The organism is Microbacterium sp. NPDC058389 (assembly GCF_042722305.1).
Taxonomy (GTDB): Bacteria; Actinomycetota; Actinomycetes; order Actinomycetales; family Microbacteriaceae; genus Microbacterium.
Genome location: NZ_JBHXJQ010000010.1, coordinates 125,091 through 147,819 on the forward strand (window position 1 = coordinate 125,091; position 22,729 = coordinate 147,819).

At 71.2% G+C, this 22,729-nt stretch carries 23 protein-coding genes; 4 read left to right on the forward strand and 19 right to left on the reverse strand.

Going from position 1 to position 22,729, the window contains the following annotated elements; genetic code table 11:
- Positions 1-19: 19 nt before the first annotated feature.
- Together ACFWJ8_RS14370 and ACFWJ8_RS14375 are read left to right on the forward strand one after the other, a co-directional pair.
- On the forward strand, positions 20-700 hold the full coding sequence (locus ACFWJ8_RS14370; protein ID WP_378812612.1) for a lysoplasmalogenase family protein: 681 nt from the start codon (positions 20-22) through the stop codon (positions 698-700).
- Positions 697-1,071, forward strand: a complete 375-nt coding sequence (locus ACFWJ8_RS14375; protein ID WP_378812615.1) for an RNA-binding S4 domain-containing protein — start codon at positions 697-699, stop codon at positions 1,069-1,071. Before ACFWJ8_RS14370 ends, ACFWJ8_RS14375 begins: the two co-directional genes overlap by 4 nt.
- Here the strand turns inward: ACFWJ8_RS14375 and ACFWJ8_RS14380 are convergent.
- Positions 986-1,327: a hypothetical protein gene (locus ACFWJ8_RS14380; RefSeq protein ID WP_378812618.1), complete on the reverse strand. Its 342-nt coding sequence runs from the start codon at positions 1,325-1,327 to the stop codon at positions 986-988. The two genes, ACFWJ8_RS14375 and ACFWJ8_RS14380, sit on opposite strands and share 86 nt — an antisense overlap.
- Positions 1,328-1,444: 117 nt before the next feature.
- The gene (locus ACFWJ8_RS14385) at positions 1,445-3,067 is read right to left on the reverse strand and encodes a LuxR C-terminal-related transcriptional regulator (RefSeq protein WP_378812621.1); all 1,623 of its coding nucleotides are present in this window, start codon (positions 3,065-3,067) and stop codon (positions 1,445-1,447) included.
- A 241-nt stretch (positions 3,068-3,308) separates the two neighbouring features.
- On the opposite strand from ACFWJ8_RS14385, the gene ACFWJ8_RS14390 reads away from it, so the two are divergent.
- A complete protein-coding gene (locus ACFWJ8_RS14390; RefSeq protein ID WP_378812624.1) occupies positions 3,309-4,676 on the forward strand; it encodes an N-acetylmuramoyl-L-alanine amidase in 1,368 nt (455 codons plus the stop codon).
- A gap of 54 nt (positions 4,677-4,730) precedes the next feature.
- On the opposite strand, the gene ACFWJ8_RS14395 is transcribed toward ACFWJ8_RS14390, so the two are convergent.
- Complete coding sequence (locus ACFWJ8_RS14395; protein ID WP_378812626.1) at positions 4,731-5,630, reverse strand: NUDIX domain-containing protein; 900 nt, start codon at positions 5,628-5,630, stop codon at positions 4,731-4,733.
- 82 nt (positions 5,631-5,712) lie between these two features.
- Between ACFWJ8_RS14395 and ACFWJ8_RS14400 the strand changes: the two genes are divergently transcribed.
- Positions 5,713-6,144: a GNAT family N-acetyltransferase gene (locus tag ACFWJ8_RS14400; protein ID WP_378812628.1), complete on the forward strand. Its 432-nt coding sequence runs from the start codon at positions 5,713-5,715 to the stop codon at positions 6,142-6,144.
- 1 nt (position 6,145) lies between these two features.
- On the opposite strand, the gene der is transcribed toward ACFWJ8_RS14400, so the two are convergent.
- From der to ACFWJ8_RS14480, 16 genes are all read right to left on the reverse strand, one after another.
- Positions 6,146-7,684, reverse strand: coding sequence for a ribosome biogenesis GTPase Der (gene der, locus ACFWJ8_RS14405; RefSeq protein ID WP_378812631.1), 1,539 nt, complete (start codon positions 7,682-7,684; stop codon positions 6,146-6,148).
- 1 nt (position 7,685) lies between these two features.
- The gene (cmk, locus tag ACFWJ8_RS14410; protein ID WP_378812633.1) at positions 7,686-8,420 is read right to left on the reverse strand and encodes a (d)CMP kinase; all 735 of its coding nucleotides are present in this window, start codon (positions 8,418-8,420) and stop codon (positions 7,686-7,688) included.
- A complete protein-coding gene (locus ACFWJ8_RS14415) occupies positions 8,413-9,534 on the reverse strand; it encodes a prephenate dehydrogenase (protein WP_378812636.1) in 1,122 nt (373 codons plus the stop codon). Before ACFWJ8_RS14415 ends, cmk begins: the two co-directional genes overlap by 8 nt.
- The gene (locus ACFWJ8_RS14420) at positions 9,527-10,336 is read right to left on the reverse strand and encodes a pseudouridine synthase (RefSeq protein WP_378812638.1); all 810 of its coding nucleotides are present in this window, start codon (positions 10,334-10,336) and stop codon (positions 9,527-9,529) included. The genes ACFWJ8_RS14415 and ACFWJ8_RS14420 overlap by 8 nt, the downstream gene beginning before the upstream one ends.
- Positions 10,333-10,950: an SMC-Scp complex subunit ScpB gene (gene scpB / locus ACFWJ8_RS14425; protein WP_378812641.1), complete on the reverse strand. Its 618-nt coding sequence runs from the start codon at positions 10,948-10,950 to the stop codon at positions 10,333-10,335. The genes ACFWJ8_RS14420 and scpB overlap by 4 nt, the downstream gene beginning before the upstream one ends.
- On the reverse strand, positions 10,940-11,788 hold the full coding sequence (locus ACFWJ8_RS14430) for a segregation and condensation protein A (protein WP_378812644.1): 849 nt from the start codon (positions 11,786-11,788) through the stop codon (positions 10,940-10,942). Before ACFWJ8_RS14430 ends, scpB begins: the two co-directional genes overlap by 11 nt.
- On the reverse strand, positions 11,772-12,662 hold the full coding sequence (locus ACFWJ8_RS14435) for a ParA family protein (protein WP_378812647.1): 891 nt from the start codon (positions 12,660-12,662) through the stop codon (positions 11,772-11,774). The genes ACFWJ8_RS14430 and ACFWJ8_RS14435 overlap by 17 nt, the downstream gene beginning before the upstream one ends.
- A 54-nt stretch (positions 12,663-12,716) precedes the next feature.
- Positions 12,717-13,622, reverse strand: a complete 906-nt coding sequence (xerD, locus tag ACFWJ8_RS14440; RefSeq protein ID WP_378812650.1) for a site-specific tyrosine recombinase XerD — start codon at positions 13,620-13,622, stop codon at positions 12,717-12,719.
- Between the two features lie 15 nt (positions 13,623-13,637).
- Positions 13,638-14,210 carry an NUDIX domain-containing protein gene (locus tag ACFWJ8_RS14445; protein ID WP_378812652.1) on the reverse strand — a complete coding sequence of 191 codons (573 nt, stop codon included), beginning with the start codon at positions 14,208-14,210 and terminating at the stop codon, positions 13,638-13,640.
- Positions 14,210-15,907, reverse strand: a complete 1,698-nt coding sequence (locus ACFWJ8_RS14450) for a CTP synthase (protein WP_378812655.1) — start codon at positions 15,905-15,907, stop codon at positions 14,210-14,212. The genes ACFWJ8_RS14445 and ACFWJ8_RS14450 overlap by 1 nt, the downstream gene beginning before the upstream one ends.
- Positions 15,908-15,985: 78 nt before the next feature.
- Complete coding sequence (recN, locus tag ACFWJ8_RS14455; RefSeq protein WP_378812658.1) at positions 15,986-17,677, reverse strand: DNA repair protein RecN; 1,692 nt, start codon at positions 17,675-17,677, stop codon at positions 15,986-15,988.
- The gene (locus ACFWJ8_RS14460) at positions 17,674-18,642 is read right to left on the reverse strand and encodes an NAD kinase (RefSeq protein WP_378812660.1); all 969 of its coding nucleotides are present in this window, start codon (positions 18,640-18,642) and stop codon (positions 17,674-17,676) included. Before ACFWJ8_RS14460 ends, recN begins: the two co-directional genes overlap by 4 nt.
- Before the next feature lie 136 nt (positions 18,643-18,778).
- Positions 18,779-19,573, reverse strand: a complete 795-nt coding sequence (locus ACFWJ8_RS14465) for a TlyA family RNA methyltransferase (RefSeq protein ID WP_378812662.1) — start codon at positions 19,571-19,573, stop codon at positions 18,779-18,781.
- The gene (locus ACFWJ8_RS14470; RefSeq protein ID WP_378812665.1) at positions 19,570-19,728 is read right to left on the reverse strand and encodes a hypothetical protein; all 159 of its coding nucleotides are present in this window, start codon (positions 19,726-19,728) and stop codon (positions 19,570-19,572) included. Before ACFWJ8_RS14470 ends, ACFWJ8_RS14465 begins: the two co-directional genes overlap by 4 nt.
- A gap of 24 nt (positions 19,729-19,752) precedes the next feature.
- On the reverse strand, positions 19,753-20,802 hold the full coding sequence (locus tag ACFWJ8_RS14475; protein WP_378812668.1) for an HAD-IIA family hydrolase: 1,050 nt from the start codon (positions 20,800-20,802) through the stop codon (positions 19,753-19,755).
- Positions 20,802-22,592 carry a primosomal protein gene (locus tag ACFWJ8_RS14480; protein WP_378812670.1) on the reverse strand — a complete coding sequence of 597 codons (1,791 nt, stop codon included), beginning with the start codon at positions 22,590-22,592 and terminating at the stop codon, positions 20,802-20,804. Before ACFWJ8_RS14480 ends, ACFWJ8_RS14475 begins: the two co-directional genes overlap by 1 nt.
- Positions 22,593-22,729 lie beyond the last annotated feature (137 nt).

Consider the following 22,729-nt stretch of genomic DNA (forward strand, 5'->3'; position numbering starts at 1 on the left):
CTGCACATCGAGGAGGATCATGCGCCGGCTCTGGATCGCGTTCGCCCCCTACATCGCGCTGTCGATCGTCCACGTCGCCGCGCTCGCGGCGGACGCTGACGCGATCGCGGCACCGACCAAGCTGACGCTGATGCCCCTGCTCGCCTTCGCCGTCGTGTGGGGCTCGCACGGCACGCCGTGGACGACCCCGCTCACCCTGCTCGTCGTGGCGATCGGCCTGTCGTGGCTCGGTGACGGCGCCGGAACCTTCTTCCCGTTCGCGCCGGAGCTGCCGATGATGCTGCTGTTCTTCGGTCTCGCCCACATCGCGTACATCTGGCTGTTCTGGCGCCGGCTCGCCGTGCGCCGCGTGCCGCTGTGGGCGGCCGTCTACGCCGTGTGGTGGGTCGCGCTCCTGGCCGTGCTGTGGCCGCACCTCGGCGGCCTCTCGATCGCCGTCGCGGTGTACGGCCTGGTGCTCGGCGGCACGGCGGTGGCGGCATCCCGCTGTCATCCGCTCGTGGCGTGGGGCGGCGTCTTCTTCCTCGCGTCGGATTCGGTGCTCGCGTTCCGGCTGTTCCTGCCCGCGGCGATGCCCGACTGGACCAGCCCGCTCGTGATGCTCACGTACTGCCTCGGTCAGGGGCTCATCGCCGCGGGTGTGCTCGCCGCGGTCCGTGCCCGGCGTGCGGCCCCCGCTGCGACACCGGTGACGGCGTGACCGACGCAGCCACGCGGCCGGTGCGGGTGGATGCCTGGCTGTGGGCCGTTCGGATCTACAAGACCCGCTCCGCCGCGACCGCGGCCTGCCGGGCGGGGCACGTGCGCGTCGGCGGCGAACGCGCCAAGGCCGCCCAGACCCTCAAGCCGGGCGACGAGGTGCGCGTGCGCATCGACGGGTTCGACCGCATGCTGGTCGTGCGTCAGACGATCGCCAAGCGCGTGGGCGCGCCGCTCGTCGCGGCTGCGATGGAGGATCGCACGCCCCCGCGCGACCCGACGCCGATCATGGCGCAGCGCGACCGTGGCGCAGGACGCCCGACGAAGCGCGAGCGCCGCGACATCGATCGGCTGCGTGGTCGCGCGGACTGACCCGTCGCGGCGCGAGACACAGCACCAGCAGGATGCCGCACGAGACGGCATAGAACGTGTGCAGCACCCAGATCGGACCGATCGGCAAGCTGAAGACGTAGAGCGAGTAGACGACGTTCGCCGCGTTGATCATCGTGACGCTCGGCACGCTGTACGACGACACGTCACGCGTGCGAATCGCTTTGGCCAGCATGGGCAGGTTGCTGACCGCGAAGACGACGGTCGAGACCGTGCCGGCGATCAGCGGGATGTCCATGCCACCGACGTTACGGCGCCACTCGGGCTCGTCGCATCGGGCGATGCGCGCATCTTCACCGTCTCGCACGCATGGGTCATTCGATGCAGATCAGGCCGCCGGAGACACACCCGAAGCTCAGACCAGCCCGTGCTCGTACGCGTACGCGGTGGCTGCCGCCCGGTTCGGCAGCCCGAGCTTGCCGAAGATGTTGGCGAGGTGACGCGCCACGGTCTTCTCGCTGAGGGAGAGCTTCTCGCCTACTCCGCGATTGGTGAGGCCGGTCGACACGAGGCGCAGCACCTCGAGCTCGCGGGATGTCAGGGTGCCGGGACGTCGATCCCCCGCTTCACGCGCAAGACCGTCGGCCGCGGGCTCGGCACGGAGTGCGAGGAACACCCCACGGGCCGCGTCGAACTCCGCCTGCGCGGCCGCCTCGTCGCCGGTCGCGCGCAGCGCACGCCCCAGGATCACACGGCTGCGCGCGGCCTCATACGGGCTGTCCACAGCATCCCACGCCCGGATCGCGGAACGCGCCTGCGTCGCGGCTTCGGCCAGGAGCCCTTCGGCGAGCAGGACCGCGGACTCCGTGGCGGCGACGAACGCCTCAAGCATCGGCGTCTCCCCAACCCGAGTCGCCTCGCGCAGCTCGTCGACCGCGCGACGGGCGCCGGCAACATCGCCCGCGGCGAGGTCGATCTCGGCGACCGCGGGCAGCAGAGACAGACGGGTGAACGGGTCGCTGCCGGCCGCGCTGCGGCGGATCCCGTCGTGGGCGCGCTGCGTGCGTCCCGCGGCGAGATGCAGCAGCGACAGCCCGGGCTCCGGGTCCCAACCCGATTCGCCGGCGCGCCGGTAGTACTCTTCGGCGGCGTGGAAGGCACCGCGCAGGCGGGCGAGCTCGCCCGACCGATAGGGAGCACCCCATATCGCGCGGTAGTCGCCGGCACGCAGGCGCGCCATCGCGAACTCCGCCGCGGCCGACGCCTCGTCCCAGTGCCCGTGGATCAGCAGCAGCGCGGCCTTCAGCGCGCGGCACTGCCCGCTGAAGGCGATGAGCTGGGGCTGCTCGACGCACCATCGATCGAGCGCCGCCGTCCACGCGCCGGCGCGCTGCAGATCGAACGCCATGATGGCGTCGGAGATCGAAGCACAGCAGATGACGCCTGACGGCACCGGCGCGACATCGCCTGCGACGACGGCTGCGACCGCGAGGTCCAGGCACGCCAGGCCGTCGATGACACGCCCTGCCTCGAGCAGGGACTTGCCCAGGCCCAGCCTCGCCACGGCCGCCAGCTCACGATCGCGCTCGCGATCGGCGATCGCGACGATCTCCTCGAATCGCGGCACCGCCTCTGCGGCGTCGCCCGCACCGAACTGCGCGACGCCGGGCGCCATCCGCACGAAACCCGCCAGCGACCCCGGCTGAGGCACCGCGCTCGCGACGCGCATCGCCCGCGCCGACCACATCACGCTGTTCGTGAAATCGCCGAGCTCGATCAGGTCGAGCGCGAGCCACTCCGCCGATCGGGCCGCGCCCACGTCGTCCCCCCGCAGGAGGTGGGCCGAGTAGGCACGCGACCGCGCCGCCACCGATGCAGCGGAATCGCCCCGCAGCATCGCAGCGACCGCGAGCAGGTCGAGGTCGCCGGCCTCCAGGCCATCGCGCGCATCGACGCGGGCCAGTAGTTCGAGCGCGTCGGCCCAGCGCCGATCGGCCACGGCCGCTCGACCCGCATCGATGTCACTCGAGGAGGACATGCCGCTCCCCACCTCTGCCGCACGCCGCACGGGATCGCGCCGCGCAGGCGATCTGCGCGAAACGTACCGCCGTTGCCACGAGCGGCGCAAGGCTCCCCCTGACTTACGCGAACAATCTTCGGCGGCGAGCGCCGGGAAACCCGCTCGGAACAAACTCTCACAGGAATCTTACGTTCCGGATCTTCCCTCCGAGCGCACGCCGGTGTTGACTGTGCGCTGTTCACCTTCCGAATGGAGATCCATGAAGAGCTCACCTCCCCCGCCGTCGACCCGACGCCGGAAGACACGCACCCTCGCGACGGTCGCCCTCGCCGTCGTCGCCGGCACCGCGATCGTGACCGCAGCGGCGCCGGCCTCGGCCGAGCCTCGTGCGCAGAAGCCGGGCAGCACCACCGACTGCCCCAGGTCGTTGGACTGCGAATGGCTCCCCGCCCCGTACGAATCGCTCAGCGACGACCCCGGAGACTACGGCAACCACGACCTCGGCGACCGGCCGAACGGTCCGTCGATCGACTACATCGTGATCCACGACACCGAGGGGTCGTACAACGGCACGATCGGGCTCGTCAGCGACCCGACCTACCTCGCGTGGAACTACACGATCCGCTCGTCCGACGGCCACGTCGCGCAGCACCTGGATCCCAAGGACGTCGGCTGGCACGCCGGCAACTGGTACGTGAACATGCACGCCATCGGGATCGAGCACGAGGGCTACGCGGCGGACGGCGCCTGGTACACCGAGGAGATGTACGAGTCGTCGGCGAAGCTCGTGAAGCATCTCGCAGCGGAGTACGGCATCCCGCTGGACCGGGCGCACATCATCGGCCACGACCAGGTCCCCGCGCTGAGGGGATCGAGCGTGCCAGCGATGCACTGGGATCCAGGCCCCTACTGGGACTGGGAGCACTTCTTCGAACTGCTCGGGGCGCCGCTGCAGCGCGGCACGGTCGGCAACCAGCGCGGCGACGTCGTGCGGATCCTCCCCGGGTTCGAGGGCAACACCCAGACGCTCACCGGCTGCGGCGACAGCCCGTGCGACACGGAGAACACGAACTTCGTCCCACTGCACACCGAGCCGAGCGAGGATTCCCCCCTCGTCCCCGACCCGGGTCTGCATCCCGGCGCCGCGGCGAGCACCACCACCGTTTCCGACATCGGCCCGCGCGCGACCGCCGGTGTGGACTACGCGGTCGCGGAGCGTCGTGACGGCTGGACGGCGATCTGGTACCTCGGAGCGAAGGCCTGGTTCCGCGACCCGACCGAGGCACCCGTGTCGCGCTCGGTGAAGAACGGCCAGTGGATCACGCCGAAGGCGGGCCTCACGAGCATCCCGGTCTACGGCGCGGCCTACCCCGAGGCATCCGCGTTCCCCGAGGGCGTCAGCGTCGTCGCACAGACTCCCGTCGCGCCATACGCGGTCCTCGCGGGTCAGCGCTATGCACTGGTGGATGCAGCCGTCTCGACGGACTACTACAAGGCCGTCACCTTCTCGCCGGACACGCCGAACGACCACGTCGACATCCCCGGCCAGGAAGAGTTCCTGCTGATCTCGTACGGGCACCGCCAGTACTACGTGAAGGCTGCCGACGTCGAGATCCACGGAGGCTGATCCGACACGGATCCGCCCGTCGCCCAGCCGAGACCGGGCTTCGGGCGGATCCCGCTACGGCAGCTGATCCAGCAGCCAGCGGGCTCCGCGCACCACCCCGCCGGCATCCACGACCCGCCCCGCGAGCCCACGGTCGCTCGTCACGACGGTGACGGACCGGCCGGATGCCGCCAGCCGCGGCGCCTCGGCGACGATCGTGTCGTCGCCTTCGCCGTCGGCGCGTACGACGTCGATGCCGGCGATGTCGTCGGCCGAGCGCGCCTGCCCCTCGACGACCGCCGACCACTGCGGGTACCAGACCTGCTCGGGAAGATCGAGAGAGGAAGCCGCCACCCCGCCCGCCGCCAGTGCGGCGATCCGGGCGAGCAGCCGGGACGCCGCCGCCGGACGGTCGCGCCACCAGCCGTCGGGCACAGAGCCCATGACGTTCGCGACGTCGACGACCACAGCAGGGCGCACGTCGATGAGGGACCGCAGGCGCTCCCACGACGCGGCGAACCCGGGGTGGAGCGGATAGTCGGTGACGAGCTCGACGGGCACCCACGCGAGCTCGCGGCTCTCGGGGTCGCTGATGACCGGCTCGAACGGCACGACGACATCGCCCACGACCGTGGTGTAGCTCCAGTAGCCGAGATCGAACGCGCTGAGCACGCGTGGCCGGACGGCGTCTGCAGGGACCCCGGCTTCTTCGGCGGCCTCGCGCAGTGCGCCGTCGCACGCCGACTCCCCCTCGTGACGTGCGCCACCGGGCAGCGCCCACGTATCGCCGAAGTGACTCCACGACACGCGGTGCTGCAGCAGCACGCCGCGCTGCGGGTCGACGGCCAGCAGCCCTGCGGCGCCGAAGCGACCCCAGTAGCGCTCTCCGCTGGGCGCGACCACCCACGCGTCGCCCGGATCCCGCGGACCGTGCGGGCGGCGCGGCTCACCGGGGGCGAGAGGCTCGATCGTCACCCGCCCAGCCTGTCACACCGTCAGGCCACCGGCCCCCGACCGGCACGCCGCGCGTCACGCGGCGACTCGCCACAATGGTCCCATGCACGACGAGTACGACACCGGCTACGACCTCGACGACGACCCTGCGCGCATCCAGCCGGATGTGGTGTGGGACTGGCTCTCGACGGAGGCGTACTGGGGGCGTTGGCGCTCGCGCGCGGATGTGGAGACCCAGATCGCGAACTCGTGGCGCGTGGTCGGCACCTACCGCCGCGACACGGGCGAGCAGGTCGGGTTCGCGCGCGCCGTCTCGGACGGCGTCGGCTTCGCCTACCTCGCCGATGTCTTCGTGCTCCCGGAGCACCGCGGTCACGCGCTGGGCAAGCGCCTCGTGCAGCTCATGATCGACGACGGGCCGGGCGCCGCCATGCGCTGGACGCTGTTCACCGGCGACGCCCACGGCCTCTACCGGCAGTTCGGCTTCACCGAGCCCGACGCGACGGCAATGGTGCGGCCGGCCTCTCCCCGCTAGCTCAGCGCTGGCGGCGCTCCCGCACCCGCATGTTGATCACGATCGGCGTGCCCTCGAAGCCGTACAGCTCACGCAGACGTCGCTGGATGAACCGGCGGTAGCCGGGGTCGAGGAACCCGGTCGTGAACAGCACGAACGTCGGCGGACGCGTCGACGCCTGCGTGCCGAACAGGATGCGCGGCTGCTTGCCGCCCCGCAGCGGGTGCGGGTGCTCGGCGACGAGCTCGGTGAGGAACGCGTTGAACTTGCCGGTCGGGATGCGCTGATCCCACGACTCGAGAGCGGTCTCCAGCGCGGGCACCAGCTTGTCGAGGTGACGGCCGGTGCGCGCCGAGATGTTGACGCGGGGCGCCCACGCCACGTGCGCGAGGTCCTGCTCGATCTCGCGCTCGAGGTAGCGGCGACGGTCCTGGCCGTCCATGTCGTCGTCGTTGAGGCGATCCCACTTGTTGAACGCCAGCACCAGGGCACGGCCCGATTCGAGCACGAGGTCGATGATGCGCACGTCCTGCTCGCTGAGCGGCTGCGTGACGTCGAGCACGACGACGGCGACCTCCGCCTTCTCCAGCGCAGCCGAGGTGCGCAGCGACGCGTAGAAGTCCGCGCCCTGCTGAAGGTGGACGCGACGACGGATGCCGGCGGTGTCGACGAAGCGCCACATCTTGCCGCCGACCTCGACGATCTCGTCGACCGGGTCGCGCGTGGTGCCCGCGAGCTCGTTGACGACGACGCGCTCCTCGCCCGCGGCCTTGTTGAGCAGCGACGACTTGCCGACGTTCGGGCGTCCGAGGATGGCGACGCGGCGCGGGCCGCCGATCTCGTGCTTGGCGACGGCGGAGACGTCGGGCAGCACCTTCATGATCTCGTCGAGCAGGTCGGCGACGCCGCGACCGTGGATCGCCGAGACCGGGTACGGCTCGCCGAGGCCGAGGTTCCACAGTGCCGCGGCCTCGGGCTCCTGGCGGGCGTCGTCGATCTTGTTCGCCACGAGGAAGACGGGCTTGCCGGTCTTGCGCAGCAGGCGCACGACGTGCTCGTCGGTCGAGGTGGCGCCGACCATCGCGTCGACCACGAACAGCACGACGTCCGACAGATCGATGGCGACCTCGGCCTGCAGAGCGACGGAGCGGTCGATGCCCTTCGCGTCGGGCTCCCAGCCGCCGGTGTCGACGAGGGTGAAGCGGCGGTCCATCCACTCCGCCTTGTACGTCACGCGGTCGCGCGTCACGCCGGGCGTGTCCTCGACGACGGCCTCGCGGCGGCCGAGGATGCGGTTCACGAGCGCGGACTTGCCGACGTTCGGGCGGCCGACGATCGCCACGACGGGCAGCGCGGGGAGGAACTCGATGCCGTCCTCGCCGCGGATGACGCCGGCGAGCAGCTCGGCATCGGCCTCGTCGAGCTCGTAGTCCTCGAGGCCCTGGCGGAGCGCGCTCGCGCGCTGCTCGATGAGCTCGTCGTCGAGGGCGGCGATGTTCTCGGCGAGGTGGTCGTCGCCCGCCTCGAACTCGTCGAAGTCGGAACGGTTGTCAGCGGCCATCTCAGGCTCCCGTCTGTGCGGTGTCCGCCGCGGGGGCCGCCAGTGCGGCCCCGATCACGCCGAGTACGGCGTCCACGGTCTGGTCGAAATCAAGGTGGGTCGAGTCGACGACCTCGACGCCGGGGGCGGCGGTGAGGAAGTCGACGACGGCCGAGTCGGAGGCGTCGCGCAGGTGGAGCGCCGCGGCGACGGCTGCGGCATCCTGCGTCCTCAGCTCCAGGCTGCGACGCGCGGCGCGCACCTCCGGCGCGGCGGTCAGCAGGATGCGCACGGGAGCGTCCGGCGCGACGACGGTCGTGATGTCACGGCCCTCGACGACGACGCCGGGCCGGCCTGACTGCGCAACGAGGGCGCGGAACAGCGCATTGACCGCCTCACGGATGGCCGGCACGCGCGCGACGCCGCTCACGGCGTCCGACACCCGCGGCTCGCGGATCGCGTCGGTGACGTCGGCCTGTCCGACGCGCACCCAGTACTCGTCGGGGTCGAGCGAGATCGCGTAGTCGAAGTCGCCCGAGACGTCGAGGACGGATGCCGCATCCGACGTGTCGATGCCGTGCTCCAGGGCGTGCCACGCCAGCGCACGGTAGGCGGCGCCGGTGTCGAGGTAGCCGTAGCCGAGCCGGCGCGCGGCCTGCTTCGAGACGCTGGACTTGCCGCTGCCCGCGGGGCCGTCGATCGCGACGACGACGACGGCCTCGCGGCCGCTCCCCGCGCTCGTCGAAGGGTCAGTCATTGGTGGTGCTCGCAATCTTCCAGCCGCGCGCTTCGAGACCGTCGACGGCACGGCGCACCGCGCTCGGGACGACGCTGATCTCGGCGAGGCCGAACTGGGCGCCGGGCGAATGCTCCAGGCGCAGGTCTTCCACGTTCACGTCGAGGTCGCCGAGCTCGCCGAACAGGCGACCGAGCTGTCCGGCCGTGTCGTCGACCATGACGACGACCTGCTCGAACCGGCGGTTCTGACCGTGCTTGCCCGGGAGGCGCTCGACGCCGTCGTTGCCGCGGCGGATCGTGTCAGCCACGGCGCGCCGAGCTCCCGGCGCGTCAGGGTCGCGCAGCGCGTCGGCCACCGACGTGAGGTCGGCCGCGAGCAGGTCGAGCACGTCGACCACCGGTGCCGCGTTGGCGCCGAGGATCTGCACCCACAGCTCGGGGGCGGATGCCGCGATCCGGGTCGTGTCGCGCACGCCCTGGCCGGCCAGGCGCAGCGAGCCGTCCGGCGCGTCCACGAAGCGGCCGGCGAGCAGGCTCGCGACCAGCTGCGGAACGTGCGACACCAGGGCGACGCTGCGGTCGTGGTCCTCGGGCGTCATCTCCAACGGGGTCGCACCGAGATCGAGCGCGAGGCCCTCGACCACCGCGAGGTCCGCCGACGACGTCTCGCTGTCGCGGCACACGACCCACGGGCGCCCGACGAAGATGTCGGCGCGGGCGGAGATCGCTCCCCCGCGCTCGCGTCCGGCCAGCGGGTGCGAGCCGATGTAGTGCGTGAGGTCGACGCCGCGCTCGCGCAGCGTGCGCAGCGGCTCGAGCTTGACGCTCGCGACGTCGGTGACCACCGCGCGCGGGTAGCGGGCGAGCTCGCGCTCGATGACGTCGGCCGTCACGTCCGGCGGTACGGCGACGACGACGAGCGTCGGGTCGTCGTCGTCGGTCGCGTGACGCCCGGCGCCGTAGTCGACCGCGAGGCGCAGCTGCGACGGCGACGTGTCGTCGAGCGCGACGTCCACGCCGTGCGCCCGCAGCGCGTGCCCGATGCTCGCGCCGAGCAGGCCGGTGCCCACGATGCGCACCGTGCCGTGCACGCGCGACGCCAGGGCAGGCGACGCCTGGACAGCCTCAGTCACGTTTCTCCTCGTTCGCCAGGGTCTCGGCAGAGCCGGTTTCGTGGCGCGCGAGAGTCAGCAGAGCGCCCTGCTCCATTTTAGTCAACTCGCGGGCGCGCCCGGCTGGCAGCGTTCCCAGGTGCAGGGGCCCGAACTGGCGGCGGACCAGTTCGACGACCGGATGCCCCACCTCGGCCATCATGCGACGCACGATGCGGTTGCGCCCGGAGTGCAGGGTCAGCTCCACCAGCGACCCGCCACCCTCTGCCGACGCTGACAGGAGCCGCGCCTTGTCGGCCGCGATCGGCCCGTCCTCCAGCTCGACCCCGCGCAGCAGCCGTTGGACGGTCTGGGGCGTGACCTTTCCATCCACCTTCGCGATGTACACCTTGGTGACACCGAACGAGGGGTGCGCGAGCACGTGCGCCAGTTCGCCGTCGTTCGTGAGGACGAGCAGGCCGCTGGTCTCGGCATCCAATCGCCCCACGTTGTACAGGCGCTCGGGCCAGTCCTTCGTGAAGCGCCGGAGGTCGGGGCGGCCGCGGTCGTCCTTCATGGAGCTGACGACGCCGGTGGGCTTGTTGAGCATGACGTAGCGCTTGGACTGGTCGAACTGCACCGCCGTGCCGTCGACGTCGACGAGATCCTTCTCTGGGTCGATGCGCGAGCCGAGCTCGTCGACGATCCGGCCGTTGACCCGCACCCGACCCTCCACGATGAGCTGTTCGGCCACACGGCGCGAGGCCACCCCTGCGTTCGCGAGCGCCTTCTGCAGCCGCACGCCCTCGCCCTCCCCCGGTCCCTGAGCCTGTCGAAGGGTCACCGTCGTCCTCCTTCTTCCGCGCCCTCGGCCACCTCGTCGGCTCCGTCCAGGAGCGGTGAGATGTGGGGCAGTTCGTCCAGCGAGTTGATGCCGAGGTGCGTCAGGAGCGCATCCGTCGTGCCGTAGTTGATGGCGCCCGTCTCGGCATCCGCGAAGAGCTCGGTGACGAGCCCGCGCGCGAGCAGCGTGCGCACCACCGAGTCGACATTCACGGCGCGGATCGAGGCGACCTGGCTGCGCGTGACCGGCTGTTTGTACGCGATGACGGCGAGGGTCTCCAGCGCCGCCTGCGAGAGGCGTGACGGCGCCTGCCCGCCCACGTACTCGCTCACCAGGTCGTCGAGCTCCTCACGCACGTACAGCCGCCACCCGCCGCCGACCTCGCGCAGCTCGAAACCGCGCACGGGTCCGCCCGATCGGCCGTCGTAGTCGTCGACGAGCGTCTCCAGCGCCTGGCGCACGGCGGGCACGGGTGCCGATACGGCGGCGGCCAGGCTCACGAGGCTCTGCGGCTCCTCGACGATGAGCAGGATCGCCTCCAGCCGTCGCGCGACGTCGGCCGTGTCGACGACCGCGGGCTCCGCCTCGGTCGCGGTGGTCGGGTCATTGGTCATAGTCGGCTCCCAGGGTGGCGAGGTTCTCGTCGCTCCAGCGGTGGGCGCTCCAGCGCAGGGTCAGCTCGCCGAGCGGTTCGAGCTGTTCGAAGGACAGGGCGGCGTGGCGGTACAGCTCCAGCACCGACAGGAAGCGGGCGACGACGACACCGGTCTGGCCCACGCCGGCGATGAGCTCGCGGAAGGTCAGGGAACCGGCATCCCGCAGCAGCGTCACGACGATCGCCGCCTGCTCCCGGATGCTCACGAGCGGCGCGTGCAGGTGGTCGAGTCCGACGCTCGGCAGCTCCTTCGGGGTCATCGCGAGCAGCGCGAGCGCGGCGAAGTCCTCGGGGCTCAGCGACCACACGAGCTCGGGGACGGCATTGCGGTACTTCTCGTCGAGCCGCACCGAGCGCGTATGCCGGCGGTCCTCCCGGCGCAGGCTCCGCTCGAACCACGCCGACACCTCCTTGAACGCCCGGTACTGCAGCAGCCGCGCGAACAGCAGGTCGCGCGCCTCCAGCAGCGCCACGGCCTCCGCGTCGACGAGCTCGCCCTGCGGCAACAGACCGGCCACCTTCATGTCGAGCAGCGTGGCGGCGACGACGAGGAACTCGGATGCCTCATCCAGCTCCTCCTCCGGCCCCACGGCCCGCAGGTACGCGATGAACTCGTTCGTGACGAGCGAGAGCGACACCTCCGTGATGTCGAGCTCGTGCTTCGAGATCAGGGTGAGGAGCAGGTCGAACGGGCCGTCGAAGTTCGACAACGACACGCGGAACCCGTCTGCGGGCTCGGGACCGCTTCCCGGCTCCCCGGTCGCTGAGCTTGTCGACGCGTCAGGCGACAGCGCCACGGGCGACCAGCTCCCGCGCCAGTCGCAGGTAGGCCTGCGCCGCGGCGTGCTCGGGCGCGAACTCGGTGATCGGCATGCCCGAGACCGAGGCGTCCGGGAACTTCACCGTGCGGCCGATCACCGTCTCGAGCACATCGTCGCCGAACGCGTCCACCACGCGCTCGAGCACCTCGCGCGAGTGGAGCGTCCGCGCGTCGTACATCGTCGCGAGCACGCCGTCGAGCTCGATCGTCGGGTTGAGGCGGTCCCGCACCTTGTCGATCGTCTCGATGAGCATCGCGACGCCACGCAGCGCGAAGAACTCGCACTCCAGCGGGATCACGACGCCGTGGCTCGCAGTGAGGGCGTTGACGGTCAGCAGACCGAGCGACGGCTGGCAGTCGATGAGGATCACGTCGTAGTCGCCGGTGATCTTGCGCAGCGCGCGAGAAAGCGTCTGCTCACGCGCGACCTCGTTGACGAGGTGCACCTCCGCGGCCGACAGATCGATGTTCGCCGGGATGACGTCGAGGTTCTCGACGCGCGTGTGGACGATCACCTCGCGCGGATCGCGTTTGCCGTCCAGCAGCAGGTCGTAGATCGTCGGGATCTCGTGCGTCTGGATGCCGAGGCCCGCCGACAGCGCGCCCTGCGGATCGAAGTCGACGGCGAGCACCTTGCGGCCGTAGCCGGCGAGCGCGGCCGCCAGGTTGATGGTGGTCGTCGTCTTGCCGACGCCGCCCTTCTGGTTGCACAGCGCGATGATGCGGGCAGGCCCGTGGCCGTCGAGCTTGGGCGGAGTCGGGAACCCCTGGTAGGGGCGGCCGGTGGGGCCGATGGGGACGTCGGACTCCGAGGCCTTGACCGTCCTCGTCTTCGCCGTGCTGTCAGCCACCGTGCTCCCGCTTCCTCGTGCTCGCTCGATCCTAGTGGGCTGTTGGGGAATCGTTCACCGGGCACGCGGGTGACTGGTGGCGTACACGTCCCGCAGCGCGTCGACGGACACGTGGGTGTAGATCTGCGTCGTCGCCACCGACGCGTGCCCGAGCAGCTCCTGGACGACGCGCACATCGGCGCCGCCCTGCAGGAGGTGGGTCGCGAACGAATGCCGCAGCGTGTGCGGCGACACGTGCGCGGTCAGGTGCGCGCGTTCCGCGGCGGACTGGATGATCAGCCACGCGCTCTGCCGCGACAGCGGAGCGCCGCGGGCGCCCAGGAACAGCCGCGGCGTCGCGCGTCCGCGGCGCGACAGCTGCGGACGCGCCCGCGTCAAGTACGCGTCGACGGCGGCGCGGGCGTACGACCCGACCGGCACGATGCGCTCCTTCGATCCCTTGCCGCGCACGCGCAGCACGTCCCCGTGCGACAGGTCGTCCACGTCGAGCTGCACGATCTCGGACACGCGCGCACCCGTCGCGTAGAGCAGCTCCAGCAGCGCCCGGTCGCGCACCCCGAGGACGTCGTCGGCGGGGCCGGCGGCCTCCAGCAGCGTCGAGACCTGGTCGATGGTCAGCGCCTTCGGCAGCCGCCGCGGCTGCTTGGGCGGGCGCAGATGCGATGTCGGGTCGGCAGGCTCGATGCCCTCGCGGGTGAGGAAGCGGTGCAGCCCCCGCACCGAGGACTGCAGCCGTGCGAGCGACGAGGCCGCCATCGGCGGGTGCGCGGCCGCCCGATCGGCGACGAAGCTGGCGAGCATGACGGGCGTCACCTCTGCGGTGTCGCGCACCCCCTGCTCGTCGAGCCACGTGGCATAGCCCGCGAGGTCGCGCCGGTATGCCGCGACGGTGTTCTCCGACAGCCCGCGCTCGATCGAGACGTGCCGCAGGTACGACTGCACCGCACGCTCGATCTGCACGTCAGGCTCCTGTCCTCAGGCGCGCAGCCGTTCGGATGCCGCCAGCACACCGGTCGCGAGGATGCCGTTGCGCATGCGCCCGGCGAAGACCGCCGCGACGACGTCGGGCAGCGGCATCCACTCGATCCGGATGTCGGCCTCCTCGGCCTCGCGGGCGTGAGCCTCGCTCGCGGCCGACAGGCCCCGCGCGAGGAACAGGTGCACGATCTCGTCGTTGCCGCCCGGTGTGGTGAACACGCTCACGAGCGGCTCCCACGACGCCGCGACGAGGTCTGCCTCCTCGGCGAGCTCACGCTGCGCGGTCTGCAGCGGTGACTCGCCCGCGACGTCGAGCAGTCCTGCCGGCACCTCCCAGTCACGGGACCGGATGGGATGCCGGTACTGCTGGATCAGCAGCACGCGGTCGTGCTCGTCCAGCGCCACGACGGCCGCCGCCCCGGGGTGATCGACGTACTGGCGCACGATCTGCCCGTCGCCGTACGCGACGGTGTCGCTGCGGACGTCCCACACGCGTCCCTCGTACACGAGGTCGCTGTGCAGGACGGCCGCCTCGACGGGCTCGTCGGCGAGCGTCCGCTCCCCCGTCATCAGTCGTTCTCGACCTCGAACAGCTCGCTGGAGCGGTGGCGCTCCAGCGCGGCGCCCACGAGGCCGCGGAACAGCGGGTTCGCGTTCGTCGGCCGCGAGCGCAGCTCCGGGTGCGCCTGCGTGGCGATGTAGTACGGGTGGACGTCACGCGGCAGCTCGACGTACTCGACGAGGTCGAGGTCCGGGTTGATGCCCGAGAACACGAGGCCGGCCGCGGCGATCTGGTCGCGGTAGCGGTTGTTCACCTCGTAGCGGTGACGGTGACGCTCCGACGCGCGGCCCGAGCCGTACACCTCCGCCGCGATCGACCCCTCTGCGAGATCGGCCGGGTACAGCCCCAGACGCATCGTGCCGCCGAGGTCGCCGTGGTCGAGGATGTCCACCTGCTCCTCCATCGTGGCGATCACCGGGTGCTGCGTGTCGGGGTCGAACTCGCTCGACGACGCGTCCTCGATGCCGGCGACGTGGCGGGCGTACTCGATGACGATGCACTGCAGGCCCAGGCAGATGCCGAGCGTGGGGATGCCCTGCTCGCGCGCGAACTTCAGCGCGCCGATCTTGCCCTCGATGCCGCGGATGCCGAAGCCCCCGGGGATCACGATGCCGTCCAGCGGGCTCAGTGCCTTGGCGGCACCCTCGGGCGTCTCGCACTCGTCGGAGGGGATCCACCGGATGTTGACGTGGGTCTCCTGCGCGAAGCCGCCGGCCTTCAGCGCCTCGGTGACCGAAAGGTACGCGTCGGGCAGGTCGATGTACTTGCCGACGAGGCCGATCGTCACCTCGTGCTTCGGGTTGTGCACGGCGTTCAGCACGCGCTGCCAGCGCGACCAGTCGACGTCCTCGGCCTTCGCGAGACCGAGCGCGCGCACGATGTACGCGTCGAGGCCCTGCTCGTTGAGCATCGACGGGATGTCGTAGATGCTCGGCACGTCGACAGCATTGACGACCGCGTCCTCGTCGACGTCGCACATGAGCGCGATCTTGCGCTTGTTCGACTCGGTGACGGGACGGTCGCTGCGCAGCACGAGCGCGTCGGGCTGGATGCCGATGGAGCGCAGGGCGGCGACGGAGTGCTGGGTGGGCTTGGTCTTCTGCTCGCCCGAGGCGCCCATGAACGGCACCAGCGACACGTGCACGAAGAACACGTTCTGGCGGCCGAGCTCGTGACGGATCTGGCGGGCGGACTCGATGAACGGCTGCGACTCGATGTCGCCGACCGTGCCGCCGATCTCGGTGATGATCACGTCGGGCTTGGGCGACTCGTCCGCCTGCAGGCGCATGCGCCGCTTGATCTCGTCCGTGATGTGCGGGATGACCTGCACCGTGTCGCCGAGGTATTCGCCGCGACGCTCCTTGGCGATCACCTGCGAGTAGATCTGACCGGTCGTGACGTTCGCGGCCTGGCTCAGCTCGATGTCGAGGAAGCGCTCGTAGTGGCCGATGTCGAGGTCGGTCTCGGCGCCGTCGTCGGTCACGAAGACCTCGCCGTGCTGGAACGGGTTCATCGTGCCCGGGTCGACGTTCAGGTACGGGTCGAGCTTCTGCATGACGACGCGGAGGCCGCGTGCGGTGAGCAGGTTCCCGAGGCTGGCGGCAGTCAGACCCTTGCCCAACGAGGAAACGACACCACCGGTCACGAAGATGTGCTTGGTGGTGTCGTTCGAAGAGTCGCCGCGGAAAGAATCAGAAGTCTGCATCACGGGCTTTTATCCTATCAGGCGGTTTTTCGAAGAGCTTCGCAGAAGCTGAGGACACGCGGAAGCGTGTGCTGTTCCTCACTCGGCGTCGGTGCGGAGGCCGAGCAGCTCGCGCGCGTGGCTGAGAGCCGCCTCGCTGTCGGGCATGCCCGACAGCAGCCGCGCCATCTCCGCCTCGCGATCGGCGCCCTCCAGTCGCCGCACGTCGGAGGCGGTGACCGACCCGTCGTTCGCCTTGACGACGGTCAGGTGGTTGGCCGCGAATGCCGCCACCTGTGCCAGGTGGGTGACCGCGATGACCTGCGACGACTGCGCGAGCCGGGCCAGGCGACGGCCCACCTCGATCGCCGCAGCCCCGCCGATGCCGGCATCCACCTCGTCGAAGACGAACGTGGGCACCGGGTCGACACCCGCGATCACGACCTCGATCGCGAGCATGACGCGGCTGAGCTCGCCGCCGCTCGCGCCGCGCGACACGGCACGAGGCTCCGCGCCGGGGTGCGGGGCGAGCAGGATCGCGACGTCGTCGCGCCCGGACGCCGACTCGGCCCCCGCGGTGACGGCGACCTCCAGTCGCGCGTCGGGCATCGCGAGGGCACGCAGCTCGGTCGTCACGGCCGCGCCCAGGCGCCCGGCTGCCTCGGTGCGGACCTCGGTGAGCGCGGCGGCGGCGTGATCGAGAGTGGATGCCGCGGCATCCCGTTCCGCCGTCAGACGCTCGATGCGATCGGAGTCGTCGTCGAGCTCGGCCAGACGCGACGAACCCGTGTCGAGCAGCTCGATCGCCGCGTCGAGCGTGCCATGGGCGCGGATGAGCGCGGCGAGGACGGCACGACGCTCTTCGACCGCGGCGAGCTCGTGGGGGCCGGACTCGTCGAGGTCGGCGAGGTACCCGGCCAGCGCGGCCGCGATGTCGGCGGCGCGATAGCCGAGGTCGGCCACCTGGCCGGCGAGCTCTTCGAGCACGGGGTCGTGGACGCGCTCGAGGGCGCGGCGGGCGTCCGACAGCAGCGCGCCGGCGTCCGGTCCGTCCGCCTCGCCCGAGAGCGCGTCGTGCGCCGTCGCTGCGGCCAGGCGCAGTTCTTCGGCGTTCGCGAGGCGCTCGGCCCGGGTCGCAAGGTCGGTGTCCTCCCCCGGCTCCGGGGCGGCCTGCTCGATCTCCGTCAGCTGGGCGCGCAGCTCCTCGGCCTCGCGGGCACGCGCGTCGCGGTCGTCGGTGAGGCGCGACAGCTCGCGGTCGATGCCGCGCCAGTGCTCGAACGCCTGACGGTACACGTCCCGCGCCGACTGCACCGGTTCGCCGCCGAACCGGTCCAGCGCATCGCGCTGCGCGGCCGCGGACTTGAGTCGCAGCTGGTCGGACTGCCCGTGCACCACGACGAGGTCGTCGGCGAGATCCGCGAGCACGCCCGCGGGCGCCGAACGCCCGCCCACCGAAGCCCGGCCACGACCCTCGCTGGAGATCGAGCGGCCCACGTACAGCTCCGCACGGCCGCCGCCGATCGGCTCGACCTCGCCGCCCGCCTCGCGCACGCGTTCGGCGACTGCGCCGTCCTCGGGGACGATCCAGACGCCGTCGACCGTCGCCTGCGACGCGCCTGCGCGCACGGCGCCGGAGTCGGCGCGCTGACCCAGCAGCAGGCCCAGGCCGGTGACGACCATGGTCTTGCCTGCGCCGGTCTCGCCCGTGATCGCAGTGAATCCCGGTCCCATCGGCAGCGTCGCCTCGGCGATGACGCCGAGGTCGCGCAGGCGCATCTCCTCGATCACAGCGCCTCCTGCCGATCTCCCGCGACCGGCATCACACCGGTGATCGCGGCGGGGCCGCGCCAGCCTTCGACGGGAAGGTGGAACTTGCGCACGAGACGGTCGGTGAACTGGGCCGGATGCAGCCGCGCGAGTCGCACCGGGCGGTCGGACCGGCGCACGACGACGCGCGCGCCCGGCGGAAGGTCGTGCGAACGCCGGCCGTCGCACCACAGGATGCCGGTGCCGTTGGTGCGCTCGAGCACCTCGATCGCGACGGAATGCTCCGGCCCGACGACGAGCGGCTTCGCGAACAGCGCGTGCGCCGACAACGGCACCACCGCGATCGCCTCGACAGTCGGCCAGATGACGGGACCGCCCGCCGAGAAGTTGTAGGCCGTCGAGCCCGTCGGCGTCGAGACGACCATGCCGTCGCAGCCGAAGGACGACAGCGGTCGGCCGTCGATCTCGACGACGACCTCGAGGAGCCGCTCGCGGCTGGCCTTCTCGACCGTGGCCTCGTTGAGGGCCCAGGTCTCGTAGATAACGGAGTCGCCGGTGTCCTTCACGCGCACCTGCAGCGCCATGCGCTCCTCGACCCCGTAGTCGCGCTCGATCACGCGACGGACGGCCTCGTCCATGTCGTCGCGCTCGATCTCGGCGAGGAAGCCCACATGCCCCATGTTGATGCCGAGCACGGGCGCCGTGCCGTCGCGGACGAGTTCGGCGGCACGCAGGATCGTGCCGTCGCCGCCCAGCACGATCGCGAGCTCGATGTCGGTCACCGGCACGTCCACGCCGAGGATCGCGACGTCCAGAGAGGATCCCGCGGCGGCGAGCTCCTCGCGGTCGTCCGCGGCGAAGACAGGACGCGCGCCCGCGGCGCGCAGCGCCTCTACGACCCGCTCGGCCGCGACGACGGTGTCGTGACGGTGGGCGTGCGCGACCACCAGGATGCTGCGCTCGGCCTGCACGTCGACAGTGTTCATCGGCTCCCCGCCAGTCGGTACATGTCTCCCCATTCTGTCGGATCGTCCGACACCCGGGGCAATCCGACCCGGCCTGGGGACGACCTCTCCTCCGGTCCGATCGGAGCGCCGCTGGGGAGGAGACCCTGCCTCTGCGTCATGCCGTCAGTCGGTCGATCTCGTCCCGCCAATGCTCCGGGATCGCCCCTTCGCGCGCTGACAGGTGCACGACGTACTCGCGGTTGCCGTGGGTTCCGGCGATGGGCGAGGCGATGAGCCCGCGCGTTCCCAGTCCGAGATCCCACGCGGTCCACAGCACTCCGGCGACCGCGTCGGCGCGCAGCACCGGATTGGTCACGAGCCCGCCTTTGACGGCGGTGCGCCCGACCTCGAACTGCGGCTTGATCAGCAGCACGACGTCGGCGTCCGGCGCCGCCACGGCGCGGACGGCCGGCAGCACGTGGGCGAGCGAGATGAACGACAGGTCACCGGTGATCACCCACGGCGGACTGTCGACGCCGCTCGCCTCGGCGAGGGAGGCGGCCGTCATGTACCGGACGTTGAACCCCTCGATCGAGATCACGCCCGCATCCAGGGCGATGGATGCCGCCAGCTGTCCGTGACCGACATCCACGGCGATCACCGGCTCGGCGCCGCGTTCGCGCAGCACCTGGGTGAATCCGCCCGTCGACGCGCCCATGTCGAGCGCGACCCGGCCGCGCACGTCGACACCGAACGCGTCCAGACCCGCGAGGAGCTTGTGGGCGGCGCGACTCACGTAGTGGTCGGCGCCGGCGACCTCGAGCACGCTCTCATCCTCGACCGGGGTCGAGGACTTCACCACCGGCCGGCCGTCGACCGAGACGAGTCCGTCGGCGATCAGGGTCGCGGCGTGCGTGCGCGAGCGCGCGAGACCGCGCGCGGCGAGAGCCGCATCCAGTCGCTGCGTCATGCGGGCGCACCGGGGGTCGCCTCGAGACGCCGCGCCAGCGTGTCGTGGAGCGCGCCGTATGCGTCGGCCCGGGTGGACAGCGGCTGCGCCTCGATCACCTCGAGCGTCGACAGCAGGTCGCCGGTCTCGTCCTCGGGCACGCGGGGCTCATCCATGCCCCCAGAATACGGCGGCGCGGCTCAGGGGCGGTGGAACGGGTCCGCGTACAGCTCCTCCGGCACGCGGAAGCCGAAGATCGCACGCCCCGTGGACCAGATCGCCGCAGCTCCCGCGCGGACGAGGTCGATGGGGCGCGTGCCCGCCGACACGATGCGCACATCGGGGCCGTCGATGGCGACGATCGCATCCCGCACGGTGGCCACGCCGTCCAAGACGCGCACCTCCGGGTACGGCTCGTGGAGCTCCCGCAGGTCGCCCAGGATGAACGTCGGGCGCGATCCCTCCGGCGCCGCCAGCACGTGCTTGGGCCGATCGATCCCGGTCAGCACCAGCGCCGAGGCGATGCCGGCGCGGTTTGCACCGAGGATGTCGGTGTCGAGCCGGTCTCCGAGGAACAGTGGATGCTGCGCCCCGAACCGTGCGACGGCCTCCTGGAAGATCGGCACTTCAGGTTTGCCCGCCACGGTCGCCAGGCGGCCGACGGCGGTGTGCACGGCCGACACCAGCGTGCCGTTGCCCGGCGCGATGCCGCGCGACTGCGGGATCGTCCAGTCCGTGTTGGTGGCCACCCACGGGATGCCGCCTTCTTCTTCAGGCGTCTTGAGCGCGAAGGCGGCCTCTGCCAATTGCGTCCAGCCGACCTCGGGCGCGAAGCCCTGTACGACGGCGGCAGGTGCGTCATCGGCACTGCGCGTCACGACGAACCCGGCCTTCTCGACTTCCGTGACCAGGCCGTCGCCGCCGACGACGAGGACCGCCGAACCGGGCGCGATCCGCTCGGCGAGCAGCCGCATCGCGGCCTGCGGGCTCGTGACGACATCGCGGGGCGCGGTCACGAGACCGAGGTCCGTCAGATGCGCGGCGACCGAGGCGTCCGTCCGGGCGGCGTTGTTGGTGATGTAGCCGATCGTCCGGTCCCCGCGCGCCTGGTTCAGGCTCTCGACCGCGTACGGCAGCGCGCCGGGCCCGGCGTACACGACACCATCGAGGTCCGCGAGCACCACGTCCACGCCGGCGAGCGGCGCGGGTGCGAGTCCTTCGGTCTGCGTGCGGCGCCCGAACAGCGCCATCAGTCCCGTGCCTCGTCGTCCGCAGCCTCGGGCTCGTCGACGCCGGCCTCGACCAGGATCTCTGCGACCTCGTCGGCGACCGACGGCTCGACGCCCAGCGGCGCCTCGTCGTCGTGCTCGTCGTCTTCGTCGTCTTCGACCTCATCGATGTCGTCGTCCTCGTCGACGTCGTCGTCCTCGTCGTCCTCCTCGAGGATCTCCTCGACGACGATCGTCTCGAGATCGCCGTAACCGGATGCCGCATCCAGCGCCTCCGCGGCGACCACCGCGCGCTGCTGCCACTGCGCGGCCTCGTCGGCGCGACCAAGCTCGGCGAGCACTGCCGCGCGAGCGGCGAACAGTCCCGGGCTCCACTCGAACGCGCGGTCCGGATCGAACTCGGGGATGTCGAGCTCCTGCAGCGCGCGCTCCGGCTCGCCGAGATCCAGGCGGGCACCCGACATCGCGATCGCCAGCTCGACGCGCTCCGCGGTCTCCAGCGTCATGCGATCCACCGAGCGACCGACCTCGAGGGCGCGGTCGGGGCGGCCGACACCGCGCTCGCTGTCGACCATGAGAGCGATCTGATCGTCGTTGCCGGAGATGCGGCGATAGGTCCGCAGCTCGCGGAGGGCGAGCGCGTAGTCGCCCGTCGCGTACGCGGTGATCGCGAGCGTCTCACGGACGATCGCGATCCGGCCGGCACGGCGCGACGCCGACAGCGCGTGCTGGTGCGCGAGCTCGGGGTCCTCGTCGATCAGCTGCGACGCCATCGCCAGGTGACGCGCGACCTGGTCGGCGTTCTCCTTGCTGAGCGTCTTCAGCTCGTTGCGGGCCCCCGGCGGAAGGTCGCGAGCGGTGACCTCTTCGGGAATGACCGGATCGTCGTGACGCGCGCGCACCGGACGGATCTCGCCGTCGCGCACCGCGCGATCGGGCCGATCCGCTCCCCCGCGGGTCGGGCGGTCCTTGCGCTCGTAGGGCTTGCGGTCGTAGGGCTTGCGGTCGCCGTCGCGGTTCGCGTAGGGACGGTCGCCGTCTCGACGCTCGTACGGCTTCTTGTCGCCGTAGGGCTTGCGGTCACCGTCGCGGCTGCCGTGCGGACGGTCGCCGTCTCGACGCTCGTACGGCTTCTTGTCGCCATACGGCTTCTTGTCGCCATACGGCTTGCGGTCGCCGTCGCGGTTCGCGTAGGGGCGGTCGCCGTCGCGACGCGCGTACGGCTTCTTGTCGCCATACGGCTTCTTGTCGCCATACGGCTTGCGGTCGCCGTCGCGGTTCGCGTAGGGACGGTCGCCGTCTCGACGCTCGTACGGCTTCTTGTCGCCGTACGGCTTGCGGTCACCGTCGCGGCTGCCGTGCGGACGGTCGCCGTCCCGACGCTCATAGGGCTTCTTGTCGCCATAGGGCTTCTTGTCGCCAAACGGCTTCTTGTCGCCATACGGCTTCTTGTCGCCATACGGCTTGCGGTCACCGTCGCGGCTGCCGTACGAACGGTCGCCGTCCCGACGCTCGTACGACTTCTTGTCGCCGTAGGGCTTCTTGTCGCCGTCGCGCTTCGCGTACGGACGGTCGCCGTCGCGACGCTCGTACGGCTTCTTGTCGCCGTACGGCTTCTTGTCACCGTCGCGCTTCGCGTACGGACGGTCGTTGTCGCGACGCTCATACGGCTTGCGGTCGCTGTCACGACGCTCGTAGGGTTTGCGGTCGCCGTCGCGCTTCGCGTACGGCTTGCCGCCACCAGAGGTCGCCTTGCCCCCGGATCGCTGACGCGGCGCGCGGTTGTCGTCGCGCGGCTCGTGGTCTGCCATTATTCGATCCTCCTGGATGCGGGCGGCCTCGGCAATCACCCGTGTTAACGCGGAATGGCCACCCAGGGTGTGGGTGGCCATTCCGTGAATGGGTGTCCGGCGGTGTCCTACTCTCCCACAGGGTCCCCCCTGCAGTA